Source organism: Roseovarius sp., assembly GCF_040223625.1.
Taxonomy (GTDB): domain Bacteria; phylum Pseudomonadota; class Alphaproteobacteria; order Rhodobacterales; family Rhodobacteraceae; genus Roseovarius.
This window is the reverse complement of the sequence record NZ_JAVKFX010000038.1, coordinates 44,757-63,146: the sequence shown is the minus strand read 5'-3', so window position 1 is coordinate 63,146 and position 18,390 is coordinate 44,757. Positions and strand designations below refer to the sequence as shown.

The following is an 18,390-nucleotide window of genomic DNA, read 5'->3' as shown; positions in this document are numbered from 1 at the left end:
TGCTGTCTCCTGGTATGTTTCTGCCCGCGGAATTGCGGCAGACCGGCAAGTCATTGCTAGATCGAGTGACTGAGCCGTGGATAGGAGCAGGTGGTCGATAGAGATAACGTCGCGCGCCTGATATGGCCCCGTTCCAGCGCTAACACAAGAAAAATTTCTATGACACCGCGAAACTTACCCCGTTGACGAGGCAGAAATGTGCCGACGATTCGGTTAAGGAACCGTTAATTTCCGGGTTAAAGAACCGTTACCTTGGTGCCGATCGGGACGCGTTCGTAGAGATCTTCCACATGGGCGTTCAGCATCCGGATGCAGCCATTCGACACCGACAGGCCGATGGTGCGGGGCGCGTTGGTGCCGTGGATGCGGAAATAGGTGTCGCGGCCGTTCTTGAAGAGGTAGAGCGCCCGCGCGCCGAGCGGGTTGCCGGGGCCGCCGGGCTGACGGTAGCTCTCGTTCTCGGCGAACTTGGCATAGGTCTTGGGCTCGCGCTCGATCATCTCGTCGGTGGGGCGCCAGTCGGGCCATTTGCGCTTGGCCTGGATGGTGGCGGTGCCCTGGAACTCGAGCCCGGCGCGGCCGACGCCGACGCCATAGCGCATCGCCTCGCCCGGGGCGGTGATGTAGTAGAGGAAATGCGCCCGCGGCAGGATCAGGAGCTGCCCCGGCCCGTAAGGCGCCTTGATCTGCACCTTGGTGGGCTGGTAGCGCGGCTTGATCACCGAACTGGCCGACTGGGCGATGGCCGGGGCGGCCAGCGTGGAAAGCCCGGTCATGGCAAGGCCGGTGGCGATGAAATGGCGTCTGTCGATCATGGCAGCCTCCTGCTTGGGCGGCCTTACGTAGGACGCCCGGAGGTCATTTGCCACCATGTCGGCAAAAATGTCAAAACTCCGTAAACACGGCGTGCCGGAGGTGTGGCCGCCTTGCGTCGCTCCTGCACCGGTCAGACCAGGATCTGCCCGATATCGGCCGGAGACAGCCCCGGCACGCCGGGCACGGTGGCCACGCGCAGCCCGTTGACCAGCACGTCGGTGCCCCGCCCGTCGCGGGTGGGGCGGGTTTCGATCACGGCGTCCTCGCCGGTGTCTTCCAGCGCGATGACGAGGATATCCTCGGCCGGGTCGAACCCGGCCACGGTCACCGGGTTTTGCGGCAGGGCGGTGGCGCCGGGCAGGTCGGCGAACGGATCCTCGGCCGAGTCGCCCGACGGCGATTCGCCGAAGAAAGGCCCGCCGAATACCGTATCTTCGAATACCGTATCGCGCATCATACTATCCCTTGTGGCGGGGGCTGGCGTGAAGGCGGTTGGCAGGCCGCGGCAAGCCCCGTTGGCAGAACAACGTGCAGTATTCCCCGGAAGGGCTTGTCAAACCAAGGAAAAAATCACCGGGTTACCGGGAAACACTGCGTTTCCGCCGGGCCATCCAGCGCCAGGCGGCCAGCGGCAGGCGGAGGATCGTGCGGGCCAGCAGGGCGGGGTATTCGACCTCGCCCGAGAGCAGGTGCATGTAGTCGCGCTTGAGCGTGCGGGAGGCGCGGAAGGTGCTGGCGAAGAAGGGTTTGAGTGTTGGCGAGAAGATTATCGGGCGCAGCAGGCGGGCCGAGCGGAGCGCGGTGCGGATCGGCCGGGTCATCGGGCGGTAGCGCGACAGCGCGGTGTCGGGGCGGCCGGCGGCGATGGCCTCGGCCGCCGCCGTGGCGGCCAGGGCGCCGGAGTGGAGGGCGTGGCCGATTCCCTCGCCGGTGATCGGATCGACGAAGCCCGCGGCATCGCCCGCGAGCAGGACACGGCCCTTGCCCGGCCGGCTCCGATAGCCGCCGAAGGGGAGGAAATGCCCTTTGATCTTCGTGCCTTGCCCGGTGTGAAGCTGGTCGAGGTAACGGGCGAGGCGGGCGCGCATGTCGGGGTTTCTCAGGTGCAGCCCGCCCAGCCCGATCGTGGTGCTGGCGCGCTTGGGGAAGGACCAGCCATAGCCCCAGTCGGCGGCGGCGAAGTCGATGCGGACGGGCGTGTCGGTCGTGGGGGCGCGGGCGGGGGCCTCGATCTCGAGGGCGAAGCCCACGCGGGCGGGGTCGAAGGGGGTGCCGAAAAGGGCGCGGGCGACGATGCTCTGCACCCCGTCGGCGCCGATCAGGCAGCGGTAATCGAGGGTGTCGCCTGAGTGAAGTACGAGGCGGTGCGCGGCGAGATCGAGCGCTTCGACCCGCTGGCCGGAAAAGTCGGCGGCGCCGGCGGCGAGGGCCTTGGAGAACAGGAGCTGGTCGAGATCCCAGCGCATGGTCAGGTGGGTGGGCGGCACCCCGTCGAGCCGGCCGAGCGGGCGGCCCTCCATGTAGAACTCGAAATTCCGCCGGGTTTCAAAGAGTTGCGGGTCGATCTCGAGGTTGAATACCTGCTTGAGATGGGTGGCGCAGCGGCCGGTGACCAGCCCGCCGCAGAGCTTGGGGCGCGGGAAGCGGGCCTTGTCGACCAGCGCCACGGAAAGCCCGTGCTTGCGGGCCGTCACCGCGGCCGACGCGCCCGCCGGGCCGGCGCCGAGGATGACGAGATCGAATTGTGGCATGGTCGGTCGGGCTCTTGCGGTATCCGGGGGCAAGCATAAAGCACCCCTGCGCGGGGGGAAAGGCGCCAATTTACAGGCGCTTAGATCAGAGCGCGGCCCAGTCGCGGAAGCGGTAGGGCGTGGCGGGGCGGTAGCCCGGGATGCGGCCGGGGCGGCGGCGGGGCTGGCTCCATTTCGGTGTCCGGATCTGGTGCATGGCGGATCTCCTCGATTGCGGGAGTGTGCCGGGCAATTCCGCCGGAATTGGAGCGGGGGCGGGGTTTTACGGGGTCTGAAATGTGCCGGAAATCGACGTCGGTATAACGTCGGTATTTTGTCGGTATCGCGTCGGTGCGCAGGGCGGTCGGGGCATTTTCCGGGGGGCGTGAACGGTTCTTTAACCGGAATCGGTCACGCTGGGGCATGTCGAATTACATACGTCCCCGCCGCGGCGGCGCGTCTGTGTCCTTTACCGTCTGTCTGGCCGAGTGTGGCAGCCGCCTGCTGACGGAAGAGATCCTGCGCCTGCGCGCCGCCGTTCGGCGGGTGAGGGAAGAGAGGCCGTTTCATATCGATGCCTGGGTGGTGCTGCCGGATCACCTCCATGCGGTGTGGACCCTGCCGCCGGGGGATTCGGATTACGCCACGCGGTGGGGCGCGATCAAGGCGCGGTTCACGCGGAGCTTGAACGCGGCGGCGCGCGGGAGGGAGGCCGGGCCGGATGGCGGGCCCGATGCTGGACCGGATGGCGGACCTGATGCTGGGCCGGATGGCGGGCCGCTGCGATTGCCGGCGGAGTTGCCGGTTGTCCGGTCGGGGCGGTATGCCGGGCTGAAGCCCGGCCTACGGGCGGACAAGCGCGAATGCGCGATCTGGCAGCGGCGGTTCTGGGAGCACCACGTGCGCGACCTCGACGAGTATGCCCGGCTGGTGCGGTATTGCTGGGGCAACCCGGTGAAGCACGGGCTGGTGGAGCGGGCGGTGGACTGGCCCTACTCGTCGGTTCACCGGGATGTGCGGCTGGGGTTGGTCGAGCCGGAATGGGGCGGGGCGCAGGTATTGGGCGCGCGGCGCGCGTAGGGCCGGGCAGGCCTGGGATGGCGGGCGCTTGGGCGCGCCGGAGGCGTAGCAGGGGCGCTGGCGTGGGGCAGGGCGCAGGCGAGGTGCGGGCGGTGTGTGAGGCGCAGGTGCGGCGCGTGGCGTGGGTGCGGGGCGAGGCGTAGGCGCAACCGTGGTGCGAGGCATAGGTGCGGCGCGTGGCGCAAATGAGGTGCGAGGCGTAGCCCAAGGCGCTATAGGCACGACGCGCCACAGGCGGCGCCGGATGCGGTGGTCGTAGGCCGGGCTTCAGCCCGGCTTTCGCCCGCGAAAAAAAATCTGCGACGTGCCGGGCTGAAGCCCGGCCTACGCGCGGTCTCGCCGAAAAACCCGAGACCGCCCTACCGTGCGAACTTCTTGTGCTTGATCCGCTTGGGCTCCAGCGCGTCCGGCCCCAGCCGGCGCTTCTTGTCTTCCTCGTAATCCTCGAAGTTCCCCTCGAACCATTCCACATGCGCCTCGCCCTCGCAGGCGAGGATCTGGGTGCAGATCCGGTCGAGGAAGAAGCGGTCGTGCGAGATGACCACGGCGCAGCCGGCGAAATCCACCAGCGCGTCTTCCAGCGCGCGCAGGGTCTCGACGTCGAGGTCGTTGGTCGGCTCGTCGAGCAGCAGCACGTTGCCGCCGGATTTCAGCAGGCGGGCCATGTGCACCCGGTTGCGCTCCCCCCCCGACAGGAGCGAGACCTTCTTCTGCTGGTCGCCGCCCTTGAAGTTGAAGGCCGAGCAATAGGCGCGGGAGTTCATCTGCGCGTCGCCCAGCTCGATCACCTCGGCGCCGCCGGTGATCGCCTCCCACACCGTGTCGCCATCCTTGAGATCGTCGCGCGACTGGTCGACATAGGACATCTCGACCGTGTCGCCATATTCGATCGTGCCGGCGTCGGGCGCCTCCTGCCCGGTGAGCATCTTGAACAGCGTCGACTTGCCGGCGCCGTTGGGGCCGATCACGCCGACGATCCCGCCGGGCGGCAGCGAGAAGGAGAGGTTCTCGATCAGGAGCTTGTCGCCCATGTGCTTCTTCAGACCCTCGATCTCGATCACCTTCGAGCCGAGGCGCGGGCCGTTGGGGATGACGATCTGCGCCTTGCCGACCTTCTCGCGCTCGGACTGGCCGGCGAGCTCGTTATAGGCGTTGATCCGGGCCTTCTGCTTGGCCTGCCGCGCCTTCTGGCCCTGGCGCATCCATTCCAGCTCGCGCTCGAGCGTCTTCTGGCGCGACTTGTCCTCGCGGGCCTCCTGCGCCAGGCGCTTGGCCTTCTGTTCCAGCCAGGCCGAGTAGTTGCCCTCGTAGGGGAGGCCGCGGCCGCGGTCGAGCTCGAGGATCCAGCCGGTGATGTCGTCGAGGAAATAGCGGTCGTGGGTGACGATCAGGATGGTGCCCTTGTAGTCGATCAGGTGCTGCTGGAGCCAGGCGATCGTCTCGGCGTCGAGGTGGTTGGTGGGCTCGTCGAGGAGCAGCATGTCGGGCGCCTCGAGCAGCAGCTTGCAGAGCGCCACGCGGCGCTTCTCGCCGCCCGAGAGCGAGCTGACGCTGGCCTCGTCGGGCGGGCAGCGCAGCGCCTCCATCGACACGTCGATCTGGGCGTCGAGATCCCAGAGGTTCTGGCTGTCGATCTCGTCCTGCAGCGCCGCCATCTCGTCGGCGGTCTCGTCGGAATAGTTCATCGCCAGCTCGTTGAACCGCTCGAGCTTGGCGCGTTGCGGCGCCACCGCCTGCATGACGTTCTCGCGCACGGTCAGGCTGTCGTCGAGCTGCGGCTCCTGCGGGAGATAGCCCACGCGGATGCCGTCGGCCGCCCAGGCCTCGCCCTGGAACTCGGTGTCGAGCCCGGCCATGATCTTCATCAGCGTCGACTTGCCCGCGCCGTTGGGGCCGACCACGCCGATCTTCACGCCGGGCAGAAAGCTGAGATGGATGTTCTCGAAGCATTTCTTGCCGCCGGGATAGGCCTTGGACACGCCTTGCATGTGGTAGACGAATTTCTGCGCCATGGGGGCTCTCTTCCTGAAAACTCTGAGGTTGGCGCCCATGTAACCGCGCCGCGCGGCGAATTCAAATGGTCATGCGCCCCATTCGAGCTGCGCGCGCGCCCCGTGTTTCTTCTGGCCCCAAATATCCCCGCCGGAGGCTCCCCCGGCCGGCCAGGCGCGCAGGCGGCGCGGAGGCACGAAACCGCTGGACAGCCGGGCGCGCCTGCGGTCAGAAAGGCGCGATGCGATATGCGCTGCCCCATATACGCGCCGGACAGGCGGTCGGCCTTCTGGGCGGGTCCTTCGACCCGCCGCATGCGGGCCATGTGCATATCAGCCGCGAGGCGTTGCGGCGGTTCGGGCTGGACCAGGTCTGGTGGCTGGTGAGCCCCGGCAACCCGCTGAAGGCGCGCGGCCCGGCGCCGCTGGAGGAGCGAATGGCGGCCTGCCGGGCGATTCTCGATCATCCGCGGATGCATGTCTCGGATTTCGAGGCGCAGGCGGGCACGCGCATCACCGCCGAGTCGCTGGCCGTGTTGCAGGGCGCGCGGCCCGATCTGCGCTTCGTCTGGCTGATGGGGGCCGACAACCTCGCCCAGCTCGACCAGTGGCAGGATTGGGAGGAGATCGTCGGGCGGGTGCCGTTGGGGGTGCTGGCGCGGCCCGGTCAGCGGATATCCGCACGGGTGTCGAAGGCGGCGCGGGTCTACCGTTTCGCCCGGCTGAAAGCGGCGCAGAGCCGGTGTCTGGCCCATGCCGAGCCGCCGGCGTGGTGTTTCGTGAACGTGCCGATGCGCGGGATTTCGTCGACCGAGCTGCGCAAGGCCGGGGATTGGCGCCGCAGTGGCAACAATTGACGTGAACGTGAGTGTGGTAGCGGATTGTACGCGCCGCAGAGTTTGGCATAATTGACCATATGTTAAAGCGTGTTTCGAGACGGTTCTTTATGGGTGGGGCCCTCGGGGTTCTTGCCGGCCCGGCCTGGGCCGGGGCGCCCGAGGTTTCCCTGCGGCCGCGGGCGCGGCCGGCCCCCGCGGCGCCCAAACGGGTGCCCACGCCGGAGGAGCTGATCGCCGAATCGCGGCTGAGCGGGGTGGTCAGCTTCTCGGTGGTCGACGTGAAGGCCGGCGCCGTGCTCGAGACCCATGACGGGTTTTCCGGCCAGCCGCCGGCGAGCGTGACCAAGGCGGTGACCGCGCTTTACGCGCTCGACGTGCTGGGGCCGGACTATCGGTTCGAGACCCGGCTGCTGGCCGAGGGCGGGGTGACCGACGGGGTGGTGCAGGGCGACCTGATCCTGGCCGGCGGGGGCGATCCGATGCTGGACACCGACGCGCTGGCCGGCATGGCCGCGCGGCTGAAGGACGCCGGCGTGCGCGAGGTGAAGGGCAAGTTCCGGGTCTGGGGCGGGGCGCTGCCCTTCGAGCGGGTGATCGATCCGAGCCAGCCCGAGGAGGTGAGCTACAACCCGTCGGTGTCGGGGATCAACCTGAACTACAACCGGGTGCATTTCGAGTGGACCCGCGCGGGCGGCGAGTACACCGTGACGATGGATGCGCGCTCGGGCAAGTACCGCCCCGACGTGCGGGTGTCGCGGATGCAGGTCGCGGATCGCAGCGGGCCGGTCTACACCTATGCCGACATGGGCGACCACGACGCGTGGACCGTGGCGAAGGGCGCGCTGGGCAGTGGCGGGGCGCGGTGGCTGCCGGTGCGCAAGCCCGAGGCCTATGCCGCCGAGGTGTTCGCCACCTTCGCGCGCTCGCACGGGATCAAGCTGGACGTGGCCCCGCCGCCAGATGCCGCGCCGAAGGGCGACGTTCTGGTCACGCACCGGGGCGAGCCGCTGGCCGAGGTGCTGCGGGGGATGCTGAAATATTCCAACAACCTGACCGCCGAGCTGTGCGGGATGACCGCCAGCGCCAAGCGGCTGGGCCGGCCGGTGTCGATGAAGGATTCGGCCGAGGAGATGGGCCGCTGGGCGCAGATCGAGCTGGGCATGCCCGGCGCCAAGCTGGTCGATCATTCCGGGCTGGGCGAGACCTCGCGCCTGCGGGCCGCCGCGCTGGCGCAGGCGCTGGCGAAGGTGCACGGGGACGGGTTGCTGAAGCCGATCCTGAAGGAGTTCCCGATGATCCGGGACAACGGGCAGATCGACGCGGCGCATCCCGTCAAGGTGATGGCGAAGACCGGCACGCTGTATTTCGTCAGTTCGCTGGCGGGCTACATGACGGCGCCGGACGGGCGCGAGCTGGCCTTCGCGATCTTCACCGCCGATCCCGAGCTGCGTGCCGGGTTCGACAAGGGCTCGGAGGCGCGGCCCGAGGGCGCGATGACGTGGAATTCGCGGTCGAAGAACCTCCAGCAGAAGCTGCTGGAACGCTGGGGGCGGGTCTACGGCAGTTGACGCCTAGCCGCGCCGGTCGATCTTGGTCGACAGGTGGATCAGGCTTTCCGAACTTCTGACGCCTTTCGCCTCGCCGATGCGGTCGAGCGTGTCGTCGAGCTCTTCCGTGGTGGCGGCCTCGAGCCCGACGATCAGGTCGACGCGGCCCGAGGTGGTGTGGACGGTGCGCACGCCCGGCAGCGATTCGAGCCGCGCGAGGACCGTGGGCGCGCTTCGGGGCTCGATGCTGACCAGCGCGGTGGCGCGGATCGGCGCGCGGAGGGCCTCTGTCACCCGCACGGTGTAGCCGGCGATGGTGCCGGTCTCCTCGAGCCGGTCGAGGCGGGCCTGCACGGTGGTCCGCGCAAGGCCCAGCCGGCGGGCGAGCCCGGCCACGGGCATGCGGGCGTTTTCCCGGAGCAGGGCAAGGAGGGCGTGGTCGAGCTGGTCGATCTGCATGGTGATTTCGTCGTTATGTCGGCGATTTTCGCCATTTTATACGAACCGCCTGATGAAATCGACGAGAATTGCGCGCAGACTGAAAGAAAACGGGACGCGAGGCAGTGACATGAGACAGACCCCGACATGGGCCGACCCGGCCAGCCATATCGCGCGGCACAAGCCGGACATGGCGCAGTTCTATTTTTCCCCTTCGGTGTTGCAGGCGACGGCGCGGCGGTTTCGCGACGGGTTCCCGGGGCTGGTGACCTATGCGGTCAAGGCCAATGCGGGCGAGGAGGTTCTGGCCAACCTCGTGGCGAGCGGCATGCGCGCCTTCGACGTGGCGAGCCCGCGGGAGATGTACGCGGTGCGCGCGGTCTGTCCCGACGCGGTGCTGCATTACAACAACCCGGTGCGGTCGGTGGAGGAGGTCGGCATCGCCCGCGCGATGGGCGTGGCCTCGTGCTCGGTCGATTGTTTCGGGGAGCTGGCGAAGCTGGAGCCGCTGCCAAGGGAGACGGAGGTGGCGGTGCGGCTGGCGTTGCCGGTGAGCGGGGCGGCCTATGATTTCGGCGAGAAGTTCGGGGCCGGGCCGGAGAAGGCGGCGGCGCTTCTGCGGGAGGTTGCGGCGATGGGGTTCGTGCCGGCGATGACCTTTCATCCCGGCACGCAATGCGCCGACCCTGCGGCATGGGGCGCCTACATCGTGGCGGCGGCGGAGGTTGCCCGGACCGCCGGTGTCAGGATCGCGCGGCTGAACGTGGGGGGCGGGTTCGCCTCGCACCGCAGCGGGGTTGCGCCGGACCTGGAGGCGATCTTCGGGCATATCGGGGAGGTGACCTGCAGCGCCTTTGGCGAGGACGCGCCCGGGCTGGTGTGCGAGCCGGGCCGGGCGATGGTGGCCGAGGCCTTCGCGCTGGCGACCCGGGTGAAGGCGTTGCGCGGCTGCGGGGCGGTGTTTCTCAATGACGGGCTTTACGGCGGGCTGTTCGAGGCGCGCGATATCGGCATGGGCGATCGTATCCGGGTGATCGGCCCCGATGGCGGGGCGCGCGGTGGCGAAAGGGTCGAACGGGTGGTGTTCGGGCCGACCTGCGACAGCCTCGACCGGTTGCCGGCGCCGGTGGCGCTGCCCGGTGAGATGGTCGAGGGCGACTATGTTCTCTTCGACGGGATGGGCGCCTATTCGAGCGCCATCGCCACGCGGTTCAACGGCTACGGGCCGGGCGAGGCGGTGACGGTGGCGGCTTTGGCCTGATCGGGTCTGGACACTCGGCGCCCACGGGCTAGGGTTCGGGCACATTCCGACACAGGCCAGAGGACCCCGCTGACCCATGCAGAAATTCGGCAAGAGCCAACCGGCCTCCCGCCTCGAAGACGTGCGTTTCCTGACCGGCCATGGCCGGTACCTGGATGACACGCCGCCCGAGGAGGCGCTGCGCGTCTATTTCCTTCGCTCGCCCATGGCGCACGCGACGATCGCCTCGATCGACCTGGAGGCCGCGAAGGAGGCGCCGGGGGTTCACCTTGTGCTGGACGGCGAGGGGCTGCGCGCGGCTGGCGTGACCGAGGGGCTGGCCGCCGTGACGGTGGAGAATCGCGACGGCAGCAAGGGCGCCGCCCCGCGCCGGCCGTTGCTGGCCGAGGGGCGCGTGCGTTTCGTCGGCGAGGCGGTGGCGATGGTTGTGGCCGACAGCCTGCAGGAGGCGCGGGATGCGGCCGAGCTGATCGAGGTCGATTACGAGGACTTGCCGGTGCATATGGCGCTGGCCCCCGGCGGCGAGCCGTTGCACGAGGATGTGCCGGAGAACCGGGCGTTCGACTGGGCGCTTGGCGATGGAGAGGGCACGGAGACCGCCATTGCCGAGGCCGCGCATGTGGTGCGGCTGTCGGTGGGGGACAACCGCATCATCTCGAACCCGATGGAGCCGCGCGGGGCCTGGGCCGCCATGGAGGACGGGCGGCTGCACCTGTCCTTTGGCGGGCAGGGCGTTTGGAACACCAAGCGGAACGGGGCGAAGATCTACGGGATCAAGCCCGAGGATATTCGCGTGACGATCCCGGATGTGGGCGGGGGCTTTGGCACCAAGGCGCCGGATTATCCCGAGACCTATCTCGTGGGGCAGGCGGCAAGGATGCTGAAGCGCCCGGTGCGCTGGTATGCCGACCGATCGGAGACGATGCTGGCCGACAATGCGGGGCGCGACCTGGAGCATGACCTGACGCTGGCGTTCGACGAGGACCTGAGGATCACCGCCTACAAGGTCGAGACGCGCTGCAACATGGGGGCGTATAACAGCGGGCTGAACCAGCCCATCCAGACGGTGCTGTTTTCCAAGGTGTTGACGGGGGTGTTCGATATCCGGACCGCCTATCAGCATGTCGAGGGGTTCTATACCAACACCACGCAGGTGGATGCCTATCGCGGGGCCGGGCGGCCCGAGGCGATCTATGCGCTGGAGCGGGCGATGGACCGGGCGGCGCGGGAGCTGGGCGTGGATACGTGGGATCTGCACCGGCGGAACTTCATCCGGCCGGAGCAGTTTCCTTATACTTCCTTTACCGGCGAAACCTATGATGTGGGCGAGTTCGCCCGGCTGCTCGACCGGGCCGAGGCGGAAGCGGATCGCGACGGGTTCGCGGCGCGGAAGGCGGAGAGTGAAGGCAAAGGCCGGCTGCGCGGCATGGGGTTGTGCTATTATATCGAGGCGATCCTCGGCAATCCGACCGAGACCGCGAAGGTGGAGTTTCACGAGGATGGCACGGTGTCGATCTATGTAGGCACGCAGTCGAACGGGCAGGGGCACGAGACGGCCTATGCGAGGTTCCTGTCGGACCAGACCGGGATTCCGGTGGAGCAGATCCGCGTGGTGCAGGGCGACAGCGACCGGATCGAGAAGGGCGGCGGCACGGGCGGTTCGCGCTCGGTCACGACGCAGAACAACGCGACGCTGGCGACGGTGGGCAAGATGGTCGAGGCGTTCACGCCCTACCTGGCCGAAAAGATGGGCGTGGCGGCGGAGGATGTGAGCTTCGACGACGAGACGTTCCGCGCGCCGGGCTCGAACCTGACGCCGACCTTCGTGGAGGCCGCGGAGATGGCGCGGGCCGACGGGCGGACCGATCTGCTGGTGCACGAGGAGACGGCGACCTTGCCGGGCCGGTCCTATCCCAATGGCGCGCATGTGGCCGAGGTGGAGGTGGACCCGGAGACGGGCCACGTGACGCTGGAGCGCTACACGGTGGTCGACGATTTCGGCAACCTGATCAACCCGATGCTGGCCGAAGGTCAGGTGCATGGCGGCAGCGTGCAGGGAATCGGCCAGGCGCTGTGGGAGCATGTGGGCTATGACGAGGATGGCCAGCTCCTCACCGGGAGTTTCATGGACTATGCCATGCCGCGGGCCGATGATGTGCCGATGATCGGCTTTACCTCGGAACCGGTGCCCTCGACGGCGAACGTGATGGGCATGAAGGGCTGTGGCGAGGCCGGCACGGTGGGGGCGATGGCGGCGACGGCGAATGCCGTGGCCGACGCGCTGTGGCAACGGGGGGTGCGGCAGGCCGACATGCCGTTCACGCCGTCGCGCGTATGGGACATGCTGAACGATGCAATGGCGCCGGTGGGTTGAGACACTATACGGGCTGTTCCGCCCCGGCCTGCGCCACAAGCAGAGCCGGTATGAGGGCACGCGGGGGCAGGTCACCCATGTGATCATCCTCGACGGCACGATGTCGACGCTGGACAAGGGGCACGAAAGCAACGCGGGGCTGGCCTATCGCCTGCTGGGCGAGCTGCGCGGGGCGCGGCTGTCGCTCTATTACGAGGCCGGCGTGCAGTGGCAGGACTGGAGCACCACGGGCGACGTGATCCTGGGCCGGGGGATCAACCGGCAGATCCGGCGGGCCTATGGCTATCTCGCCAGCCGGTATCGCGCGGGCGACCGGATCATCCTGATGGGCTATTCGCGGGGCGCCTACGCGGTGCGCTCGCTGGCCGGGATCATCGACCAGGTGGGGCTGTTGAAGGCGCAGGACGCGACCGAGCGGAACATCATGACCGCCTATCGCCATTACCAGGCCGGGGGCGAGACCGCGGCCGAGCGCGCCTTTGTCGAGGCCTATTGCCACGAGGCGGTGGAGATCGAGATGATCGGGGTCTGGGACACGGTCAAGGCGCTGGGCCTGCGGCTGCCGGTGGTCTGGCGCTGGTCGGAGCCGGCGCATGCATTCCACAACCATCGGCTGGGGCCCGCGGTCAAGCGGGGCTATCACGCGCTGGCGCTGGACGAGACGCGCACGGTTTACGCGCCGGTGCTGTGGGAGACGCCGGAGGGGTTTCCCGGCAAGATCGAGCAGGTCTGGTTCCGCGGCAATCACGGCGACGTGGGCGGCCAGTTGGGCGGGGTCGAGGAAGCAAGGCCGCTGGCCAACGTGCCGTTCCGCTGGATGATGGGCAAGCTGGAGGAGTGCGGCATTGCCCTGCCCGAGGGGTGGGAGGCGCGGTTCCCGGCGGACCCGGAGGCGCCCTCCTGCGGGTCGTGGGGCGGCTGGGGCAAGATCTTCCTGCTGCGCCGCGCGCGGGTTGTGGGGCAAGACCCGTCGGAACGGCTGCATGAAAGCGTGCGGGGGCGGGAGGACCTGATGGCGCACGTTGCGGCGGCGCAGTGACCCTCGGGCGTTGGCGCGGGTGGCCCGTGTCGGATTATGGATATTTGAGCCAAGAAGAAGCCCGGGCCTGCGCTGCTTCTTCTTGGGAAAAGTATCCCGGGGGGAGCGTTGAATTTTTGCAGAAAATTCAACGCTGGGGGCAGCGCCCCCTCCACGGGTGCGGGTGGCGTCAGCCGTCTGCGTCCATGATCAGGCAGGTGGTGGAGGCGGTGGCGTAGAGCTTGCCGTCCTCGATGCCGCGCAGCTCGCCCGAGGCGACGCCGGTGCGGCGGCCGGCATGGCCGACCTCGCCCACCGCGCGCATGGCCACACCGATGGGCACGGCGCGGGTGATGTTCACCTTGTATTCGAGCGTGGTGTAGAGGCGCCCCTTTGGCAGGGTGGTCATCACCGCGCAGCCCATGGCGCTGTCGAGGATGGCGCCGTACCAGCCTCCATGCACGCCGCGCATGGGGTTGGTGACGGGGAATTCGGGCGTGCCTTCGAAGGTGACGCGGCCGGGTTCGACGCTGGCGAGAGTGAAGCCCATGGTGGCGCCGATCGGGGGGGCGGAGAGGGTGCCGGAGAGCACGTCCTGCATGAATTCGAGCCCGGAGCGCGACAGCAGGTCGCGTATGTCGGGCAGGTCGTCGAGGGTTCGGGCGACGTGGGGGGGCTGGTCTGTCATGCGGGCGGGCTCCGGTTTCTGGACGCAACGTAAGCCGGGCGCGCGCCGCGGGGCAAGGGCGACGCTGCGGCACGAAAAAAGGCCCGGCCAGCATGGGGATGCGGTGGCCGGGCCGAGGGACCGGGGGCGGAGTGACCCCGACCAGAGAGCCGTGAGTGGTGTCAGGCGGTGTCGGTGTCGGTCAGGCGACGTCGCGCAGTTCGACCCGCGAGCGGACGCCGAGCGCGTGGCAGACGTCGCGGGTGAGGTCGGGGCGGTTGAGCGTGTAGAAATGCAGGTGCTCGACACCGCCGTCGATCAGCTTGCTGCAGAGCTCGGTCGCCACGGCGACCGCCAGCAGGTCGGTGCGGCCGTCGTCATGCGCCTCGGCCTTCTCGAAGGCGTCGGCCAGCCATTTCGGGATCGAGGTACCGCAGGATTCGGCGAAGCGGCGGGCGCCCTTCCAATTCTCGATAGGCAGGATGCCGGGCAGGATGGGCGCGGTGATGCCGGCCTTGTCGCAATCGTCGCGGAAGCGGAAGAAGGTATCGGCCTCGAAGAAGAACTGGGTGATCGCCTCCTGCGCGCCCGCGTCGAACTTGCGCTTGAGGTAGTCTACATCGGCGCCCGGATCGGCCGCCTCGGGGTGTTTCTCGGGGTAGGCGCCGACGCGGATCTTGAACTTGCCGGTCTCGGCCAGGGCCGAGATCAGCTCGCAACTGTCGGAGAAGCCGTCCGGGTGGGGGGTGAAGCCACCCGAGCCCTTGGGCGGGTCGCCGCGGAGCGCCACGATCTCGTTCACGCCGGCCTCGGCGAAGGTGTCGGCGATGGCCAGGGTTTCCTCGCGGCTGGCATCGACGCAGGTCAAGTGCGCGGCCACGTTGAGGCCGGAGGTCTTGTGCAGAGTGGCGACCGCGTCGCGGGTCAGCTCGCGCGTGGTGCCGCCGGCGCCGTAGGTGACCGACACGAAGGCCGGGTCGAGCGGGGCCAGCGCCTGCACGGTATCCCAGAGGCGGAAAGAGGCCTCGAGCGACTTGGGCGGGAAGAACTCGAAGGAAACGGAGGGCGCGGTCATGGGTACGGAGTCCTTTGCAAAGGGTGCTTGCCCTTAACTGGCATTTGCGCGAACGTGAGACAACTTCATAAATTTCATGGTTTAGATGAGGCTGGCTAATAATGCATATCGACTTCCGGCATCTGCGGACGATCCGAGCGATCCACCAGGCGGGCGGGTTGGCGAAGGCGGCGGAGCTTCTGCACATCACCCAGTCGGCGCTGTCGCACCAGATCAAGGGTCTGGAGGACCAGGCCGGGGTGGAGCTTTTCGTCAGGCGGTCCAGGCCCTTGCGCCTGTCGGCGGCGGGGCTGCGCCTGCTTCGGGTGGCCGAGAAGGTGCTGCCCGAGATCGAGGCGCTGGAGGCGGAGTTCGACAGCCTCCGGCAGGGGAGCGCCGGGCGGCTGCATATCGCCATCGAGTGCCACGCCTGTTTCGAGTGGCTGTTCCCGGTGCTGGAGCAGTTCCGCAAGTCCTGGGCGGATGTGGACGTGGATATCCGGCCCGGGCTGGCCTTCGACGCGCTGCCGGCGCTGCAGAAGGAGGAGGTGGATCTGGTGGTGTCGTCGGACCCGGAGGATATGGAGGGGATCACGTTTCGGCCGCTTTTCGATTACGAGCCGGTTTTCGTGGCCTCCTCGCAGCATCCGCTGGCGGAGAAGGATTTCATCGAGGCGGAGGATTTGCGGGGCGAGACGCTGATCACCTACCCGGTGGAGCGGACGCGGCTCGATGTGTTCACCGAGTTGCTGACGCCCGCGCGGGTGGAGCCGAGGGCGGTCAGGCAGGTGGAGCTGACGGCGGTGATATTGCTGCTGGTGGCCTCGAACCGGGGGGTGGCGGTGCTGCCCGACTGGGTGCTGCGAGAGCAGCGGGCGAGTTCGGATTACATCACCCGGCGGCTGACGGAGCAGGGTGTGACCAAGCGGCTTTACGCGGCGATCCGGGAGGATGACGGGGAGAAGCCCTTCATGGCGCACCTGTTGCGGCTGGCAAGGGAGATCCCGGTGCGGATGCAGCGGCGGGCGAAGGAGGTGGATCGGGTGGAGTAGGGGCTACTCCGCCTGGGATCCGGGCCTCACATCTTCTGCTGCGTGTATTTCCTCAGCTCGGCCCGGGCCACCTGCCGGCGGTGGACGGCGTCGGGCCCGTCGGCCAGGCGCAGGGTGCGCAGGTGGGTCCACATGGCCGAGAGCGGCACGTCCTGGCTGACGCCCTGGCCGCCGAACATCTGCACGGCCTCGTCGACGACCTTGAGCGCCACGCGGGGGGCCACGACCTTGATCTGGGAAATCCACGGGGCGGCGGCGCGGGCATCGCCCTGATCCATCATCCACGCGGCCTTGAGGCAGAGCAGGCGGGCCTGTTCGATCTCCATCCGGCACTCGGCGATGATGTCGTAATTGGCGCCGAGCTGGACCAGCGGCTTGCCGAAGGCCTCGCGCGCGATGCCACGGCGGCACATCAGTTCCAGCGCGGCCTCGGCCTGGCCGATGGCGCGCATGCAGTGGTGGATGCGGCCCGGCCCGAGGCGGCCCTGGGCGATCTCGAAGCCGCGGCCTTCGCCGAGGAGCAGGTTTTCGGCCGGCACGCGGACATCGGTGAAGCGGATGTGCATGTGACCGTGGGGCGCGTCGTCGTGGCCGTAGACCTGCATGGGGCGGAGTTTCTCGATGCCGGGGGTGTCGGCGGGGACCACGATCATCGAGTGGCGCTTGTGTTTCGGCAGGTCGTCGCCGCCGGTTTTCACCATGACGATATAGACCTTGCAGCGCGGGTCGCCCGCGCCGGAGGCCCACCATTTCTCGCCGTTGAGCAGGTAGGTGTCGCCGTCGCGGAGGCAGGACATCTCGAGATTGGTGGCGTCGGAGCTGGCGACCTGCGGTTCGGTCATCAGGTAGGCGCTGCGGATCTCGCCCTCGAGCAGGGGGGCGAGCCAGCGGTCCTTCATCCCGGGCGTGCCGTAGCGTTCGAACACCTCCATGTTGCCGGTGTCGGGGGCGTTGCAGTTGAACACCTCGGCGCCCATGGGGGTCTTGCCCATCTCCTCGGCGAAGCAGGCATATTCGACGGTGGTCAGGCCAAAGCCGCGGTCGCTGTCGGTGAGCCAGAAATTCCACAGCCCGGCGTCTTTCGCGCGGGCCTTGAGGCCTTCGAGAATCTCGGCCTGCCGGTCGGTGTAGGCCCAGCGGTCGCCCTTGGCGATCTCGGCGTGATACTCGGCCTCGAGCGGGGCGATCTCGTCTCGGATCATGGCGGCGACCCGGTCGAGCAACGCCCTGATTTCGGGCCTGATCGAGAAATCCATGCGCGCCTCCTGATCCTTTGGCGGGCCCCGGCCCGGGGGCGGGGCGGCCACATCTTTTTACCGTTTCGGCAGGATTGTCGCCGTAATGTCAACACGTATCCCCGGAAATCCCCCATTCCCGCCACAAAGCCGGGGTAGGACAAGGGCAAGAGCGGTTTCCCCGTCGCCCTGGCCCGATCAAAGGGCCGTGCGGACCGGGTGTGAGAGGTGTTTCGGGTGATCAGTGCAAAGGCGATACAGGCGATCGGCGACGGGTTTGACGGCCCGTTCGCCGGCACGTCCCGGCCCGGTGCGGCAGGGCGCGGCGAGACGCCCGCCGACCGGGTCGTGCCCTGCTTCACGCCCGGCACGATGGTGACGACGCGGGCCGGCAAGCGGGCGGTCGAGACGCTGCGGCCCGGAGACATGCTGCTGACCCGCGACCGGGGGTTTCAGCCGGTGGTGTGGCGGGGCATGCGCCGGGTGGCAGGGTCGGCGCTGTCGGCCGAGACGGCGCCGGTGACGATCCGGGCGGGCGCGCTGGGGCCGGGCCAGCCTGAGCGGGACATGGTGGTCTCGCCCGGGCACCGGATGCTGAGCACCGACCGGGACCTGCTGCGTGGCGTGGGCGAACCGGAGGCGCTGGTCGAGGCGCGGGCGCTGACCGGGCTGCCGGGGATCGGCCGGGTCGTGGACGGCCCGGTGGGTTACGTGCACCTGCTGATGGAAAAGCACGAGGTGATCCTGGCCGAAAACACCTGGACCGAGAGCCTGCGCCTGACGCCGGTGCTTTTGCGGGCGCTGTCGGAGGCGGGGGTCGATATCGGCCAGCGGCTGGCGCGGTCGGGAGACCGGGCAGCGGCCACGGCACAGACCCCGGCCCGGCATTGCCTGACGGTGACGGAGGCGGCGCAGGGGCTGCGGGCGTGACGGGGGGCTGAGCGCGACCGTGCGTCAGTAATTCTTCCAATCTCGATGATGACGTCAGGATGTTGCGGGACAGGCGTCGCCGCGACTCATCAGATGCGGCAAGTTGCGCGTGGCCGGCAAGCCGGGGGCGGCGAGGTGGCGCCCGGTCTCTCGCAATCAATGGATGCGGCGGCCGGGGTGCGTGCTAACAAGGGCTGAAGTTGTTTGCTCGCTGTCGCGCTGCACCTATGCTGGGGCCAGTCCGCCTGTCCGCCTGTCGATGGATACCGCCACCGTGATGAAGATACCCGAATGACCGTACCACCTGGTGACACGCTGTCTGCCGGGGCGCCCCGTGGGGCGGATGCCAGGTTCATTG

At 68.4% G+C, this 18,390-nt stretch carries 16 protein-coding genes; 8 read left to right on the top strand and 8 right to left on the bottom strand.

What is annotated here, in order from left to right; translation table 11 throughout:
• Nucleotides 1–236: 236 nt before the first annotated feature.
• The 3 genes from RLN94_RS11410 to RLN94_RS11400 form a co-directional block, all read right to left on the bottom strand.
• Nucleotides 237–815 carry a L,D-transpeptidase gene (locus tag RLN94_RS11410; RefSeq protein WP_350122797.1) on the bottom strand — a complete coding sequence of 193 codons (579 nt, stop codon included), beginning with the start codon at nucleotides 813–815 and terminating at the stop codon, nucleotides 237–239.
• Between the two features lie 131 nt (nucleotides 816–946).
• Nucleotides 947–1,270, bottom strand: coding sequence for a hypothetical protein (locus RLN94_RS11405; protein WP_350122800.1), 324 nt, complete (start codon nucleotides 1,268–1,270; stop codon nucleotides 947–949).
• 124 nt (nucleotides 1,271–1,394) lie between these two features.
• Nucleotides 1,395–2,567, bottom strand: coding sequence for a geranylgeranyl reductase family protein (locus RLN94_RS11400; RefSeq protein ID WP_350122803.1), 1,173 nt, complete (start codon nucleotides 2,565–2,567; stop codon nucleotides 1,395–1,397).
• Nucleotides 2,568–2,969: 402 nt separating this feature from the next.
• Here RLN94_RS11400 and RLN94_RS11395 point away from each other — a divergent pair, with 402 nt between their 5' ends.
• Nucleotides 2,970–3,626: an REP-associated tyrosine transposase gene (locus tag RLN94_RS11395; RefSeq protein WP_350122806.1), complete on the top strand. Its 657-nt coding sequence runs from the start codon at nucleotides 2,970–2,972 to the stop codon at nucleotides 3,624–3,626.
• A 359-nt stretch (nucleotides 3,627–3,985) separates the two neighbouring features.
• Here RLN94_RS11395 and ettA read toward each other — a convergent pair whose 3' ends face one another.
• Entirely contained in the window at nucleotides 3,986–5,638 is a 1,653-nt protein-coding gene (gene ettA, locus RLN94_RS11390; protein WP_350168984.1) for an energy-dependent translational throttle protein EttA, read from the bottom strand.
• Nucleotides 5,639–5,859: 221 nt separating this feature from the next.
• Here ettA and RLN94_RS11385 point away from each other — a divergent pair, with 221 nt between their 5' ends.
• A complete protein-coding gene (locus tag RLN94_RS11385) occupies nucleotides 5,860–6,474 on the top strand; it encodes a nicotinate-nucleotide adenylyltransferase (protein WP_350122812.1) in 615 nt (204 codons plus the stop codon).
• Between the two features lie 89 nt (nucleotides 6,475–6,563).
• Nucleotides 6,564–8,024 (top strand): D-alanyl-D-alanine carboxypeptidase/D-alanyl-D-alanine endopeptidase, encoded by a 1,461-nt coding sequence (gene dacB / locus RLN94_RS11380; protein WP_350122815.1) that lies wholly within the window; start codon nucleotides 6,564–6,566, stop codon nucleotides 8,022–8,024.
• Nucleotides 8,025–8,027: 3 nt separating this feature from the next.
• Here dacB and RLN94_RS11375 read toward each other — a convergent pair whose 3' ends face one another.
• Entirely contained in the window at nucleotides 8,028–8,462 is a 435-nt protein-coding gene (locus RLN94_RS11375) for an Lrp/AsnC family transcriptional regulator (RefSeq protein ID WP_350122818.1), read from the bottom strand.
• Nucleotides 8,463–8,571: 109 nt separating this feature from the next.
• On the opposite strand from RLN94_RS11375, the gene RLN94_RS11370 reads away from it, so the two are divergent.
• The 3 genes from RLN94_RS11370 to RLN94_RS11360 all read left to right on the top strand — a co-directional run bounded on the left by RLN94_RS11370 (nucleotide 8,572) and on the right by RLN94_RS11360 (nucleotide 13,115).
• Entirely contained in the window at nucleotides 8,572–9,702 is a 1,131-nt protein-coding gene (locus tag RLN94_RS11370) for a type III PLP-dependent enzyme (RefSeq protein WP_350122821.1), read from the top strand.
• Between the two features lie 76 nt (nucleotides 9,703–9,778).
• Nucleotides 9,779–12,076 carry a xanthine dehydrogenase family protein molybdopterin-binding subunit gene (locus RLN94_RS11365; RefSeq protein ID WP_350122824.1) on the top strand — a complete coding sequence of 766 codons (2,298 nt, stop codon included), beginning with the start codon at nucleotides 9,779–9,781 and terminating at the stop codon, nucleotides 12,074–12,076.
• Nucleotides 12,054–13,115, top strand: coding sequence for a T6SS phospholipase effector Tle1-like catalytic domain-containing protein (locus RLN94_RS11360; protein WP_350122827.1), 1,062 nt, complete (start codon nucleotides 12,054–12,056; stop codon nucleotides 13,113–13,115). The genes RLN94_RS11365 and RLN94_RS11360 overlap by 23 nt, the downstream gene beginning before the upstream one ends.
• A gap of 169 nt (nucleotides 13,116–13,284) precedes the next feature.
• Here the strand turns inward: RLN94_RS11360 and RLN94_RS11355 are convergent, their stop codons facing one another.
• Complete coding sequence (locus RLN94_RS11355; protein WP_350122830.1) at nucleotides 13,285–13,782, bottom strand: PaaI family thioesterase; 498 nt, start codon at nucleotides 13,780–13,782, stop codon at nucleotides 13,285–13,287.
• Nucleotides 13,783–13,963: 181 nt separating this feature from the next.
• Nucleotides 13,964–14,836, bottom strand: a complete 873-nt coding sequence (metF, locus tag RLN94_RS11350; RefSeq protein ID WP_350122833.1) for a methylenetetrahydrofolate reductase [NAD(P)H] — start codon at nucleotides 14,834–14,836, stop codon at nucleotides 13,964–13,966.
• A 101-nt stretch (nucleotides 14,837–14,937) separates the two neighbouring features.
• Here metF and RLN94_RS11345 point away from each other — a divergent pair, with 101 nt between their 5' ends.
• Nucleotides 14,938–15,867, top strand: a complete 930-nt coding sequence (locus tag RLN94_RS11345; protein ID WP_350122836.1) for a LysR family transcriptional regulator — start codon at nucleotides 14,938–14,940, stop codon at nucleotides 15,865–15,867.
• A 26-nt stretch (nucleotides 15,868–15,893) separates the two neighbouring features.
• On the opposite strand, the gene RLN94_RS11340 is transcribed toward RLN94_RS11345, so the two are convergent.
• Complete coding sequence (locus tag RLN94_RS11340; protein WP_350122839.1) at nucleotides 15,894–17,123, bottom strand: acyl-CoA dehydrogenase family protein; 1,230 nt, start codon at nucleotides 17,121–17,123, stop codon at nucleotides 15,894–15,896.
• A 216-nt stretch (nucleotides 17,124–17,339) separates the two neighbouring features.
• Here RLN94_RS11340 and RLN94_RS11335 point away from each other — a divergent pair, with 216 nt between their 5' ends.
• On the top strand, nucleotides 17,340–18,032 hold the full coding sequence (locus RLN94_RS11335; RefSeq protein WP_350122842.1) for a Hint domain-containing protein: 693 nt from the start codon (nucleotides 17,340–17,342) through the stop codon (nucleotides 18,030–18,032).
• The last annotated feature ends 358 nt before the right edge of the window (nucleotides 18,033–18,390 follow it).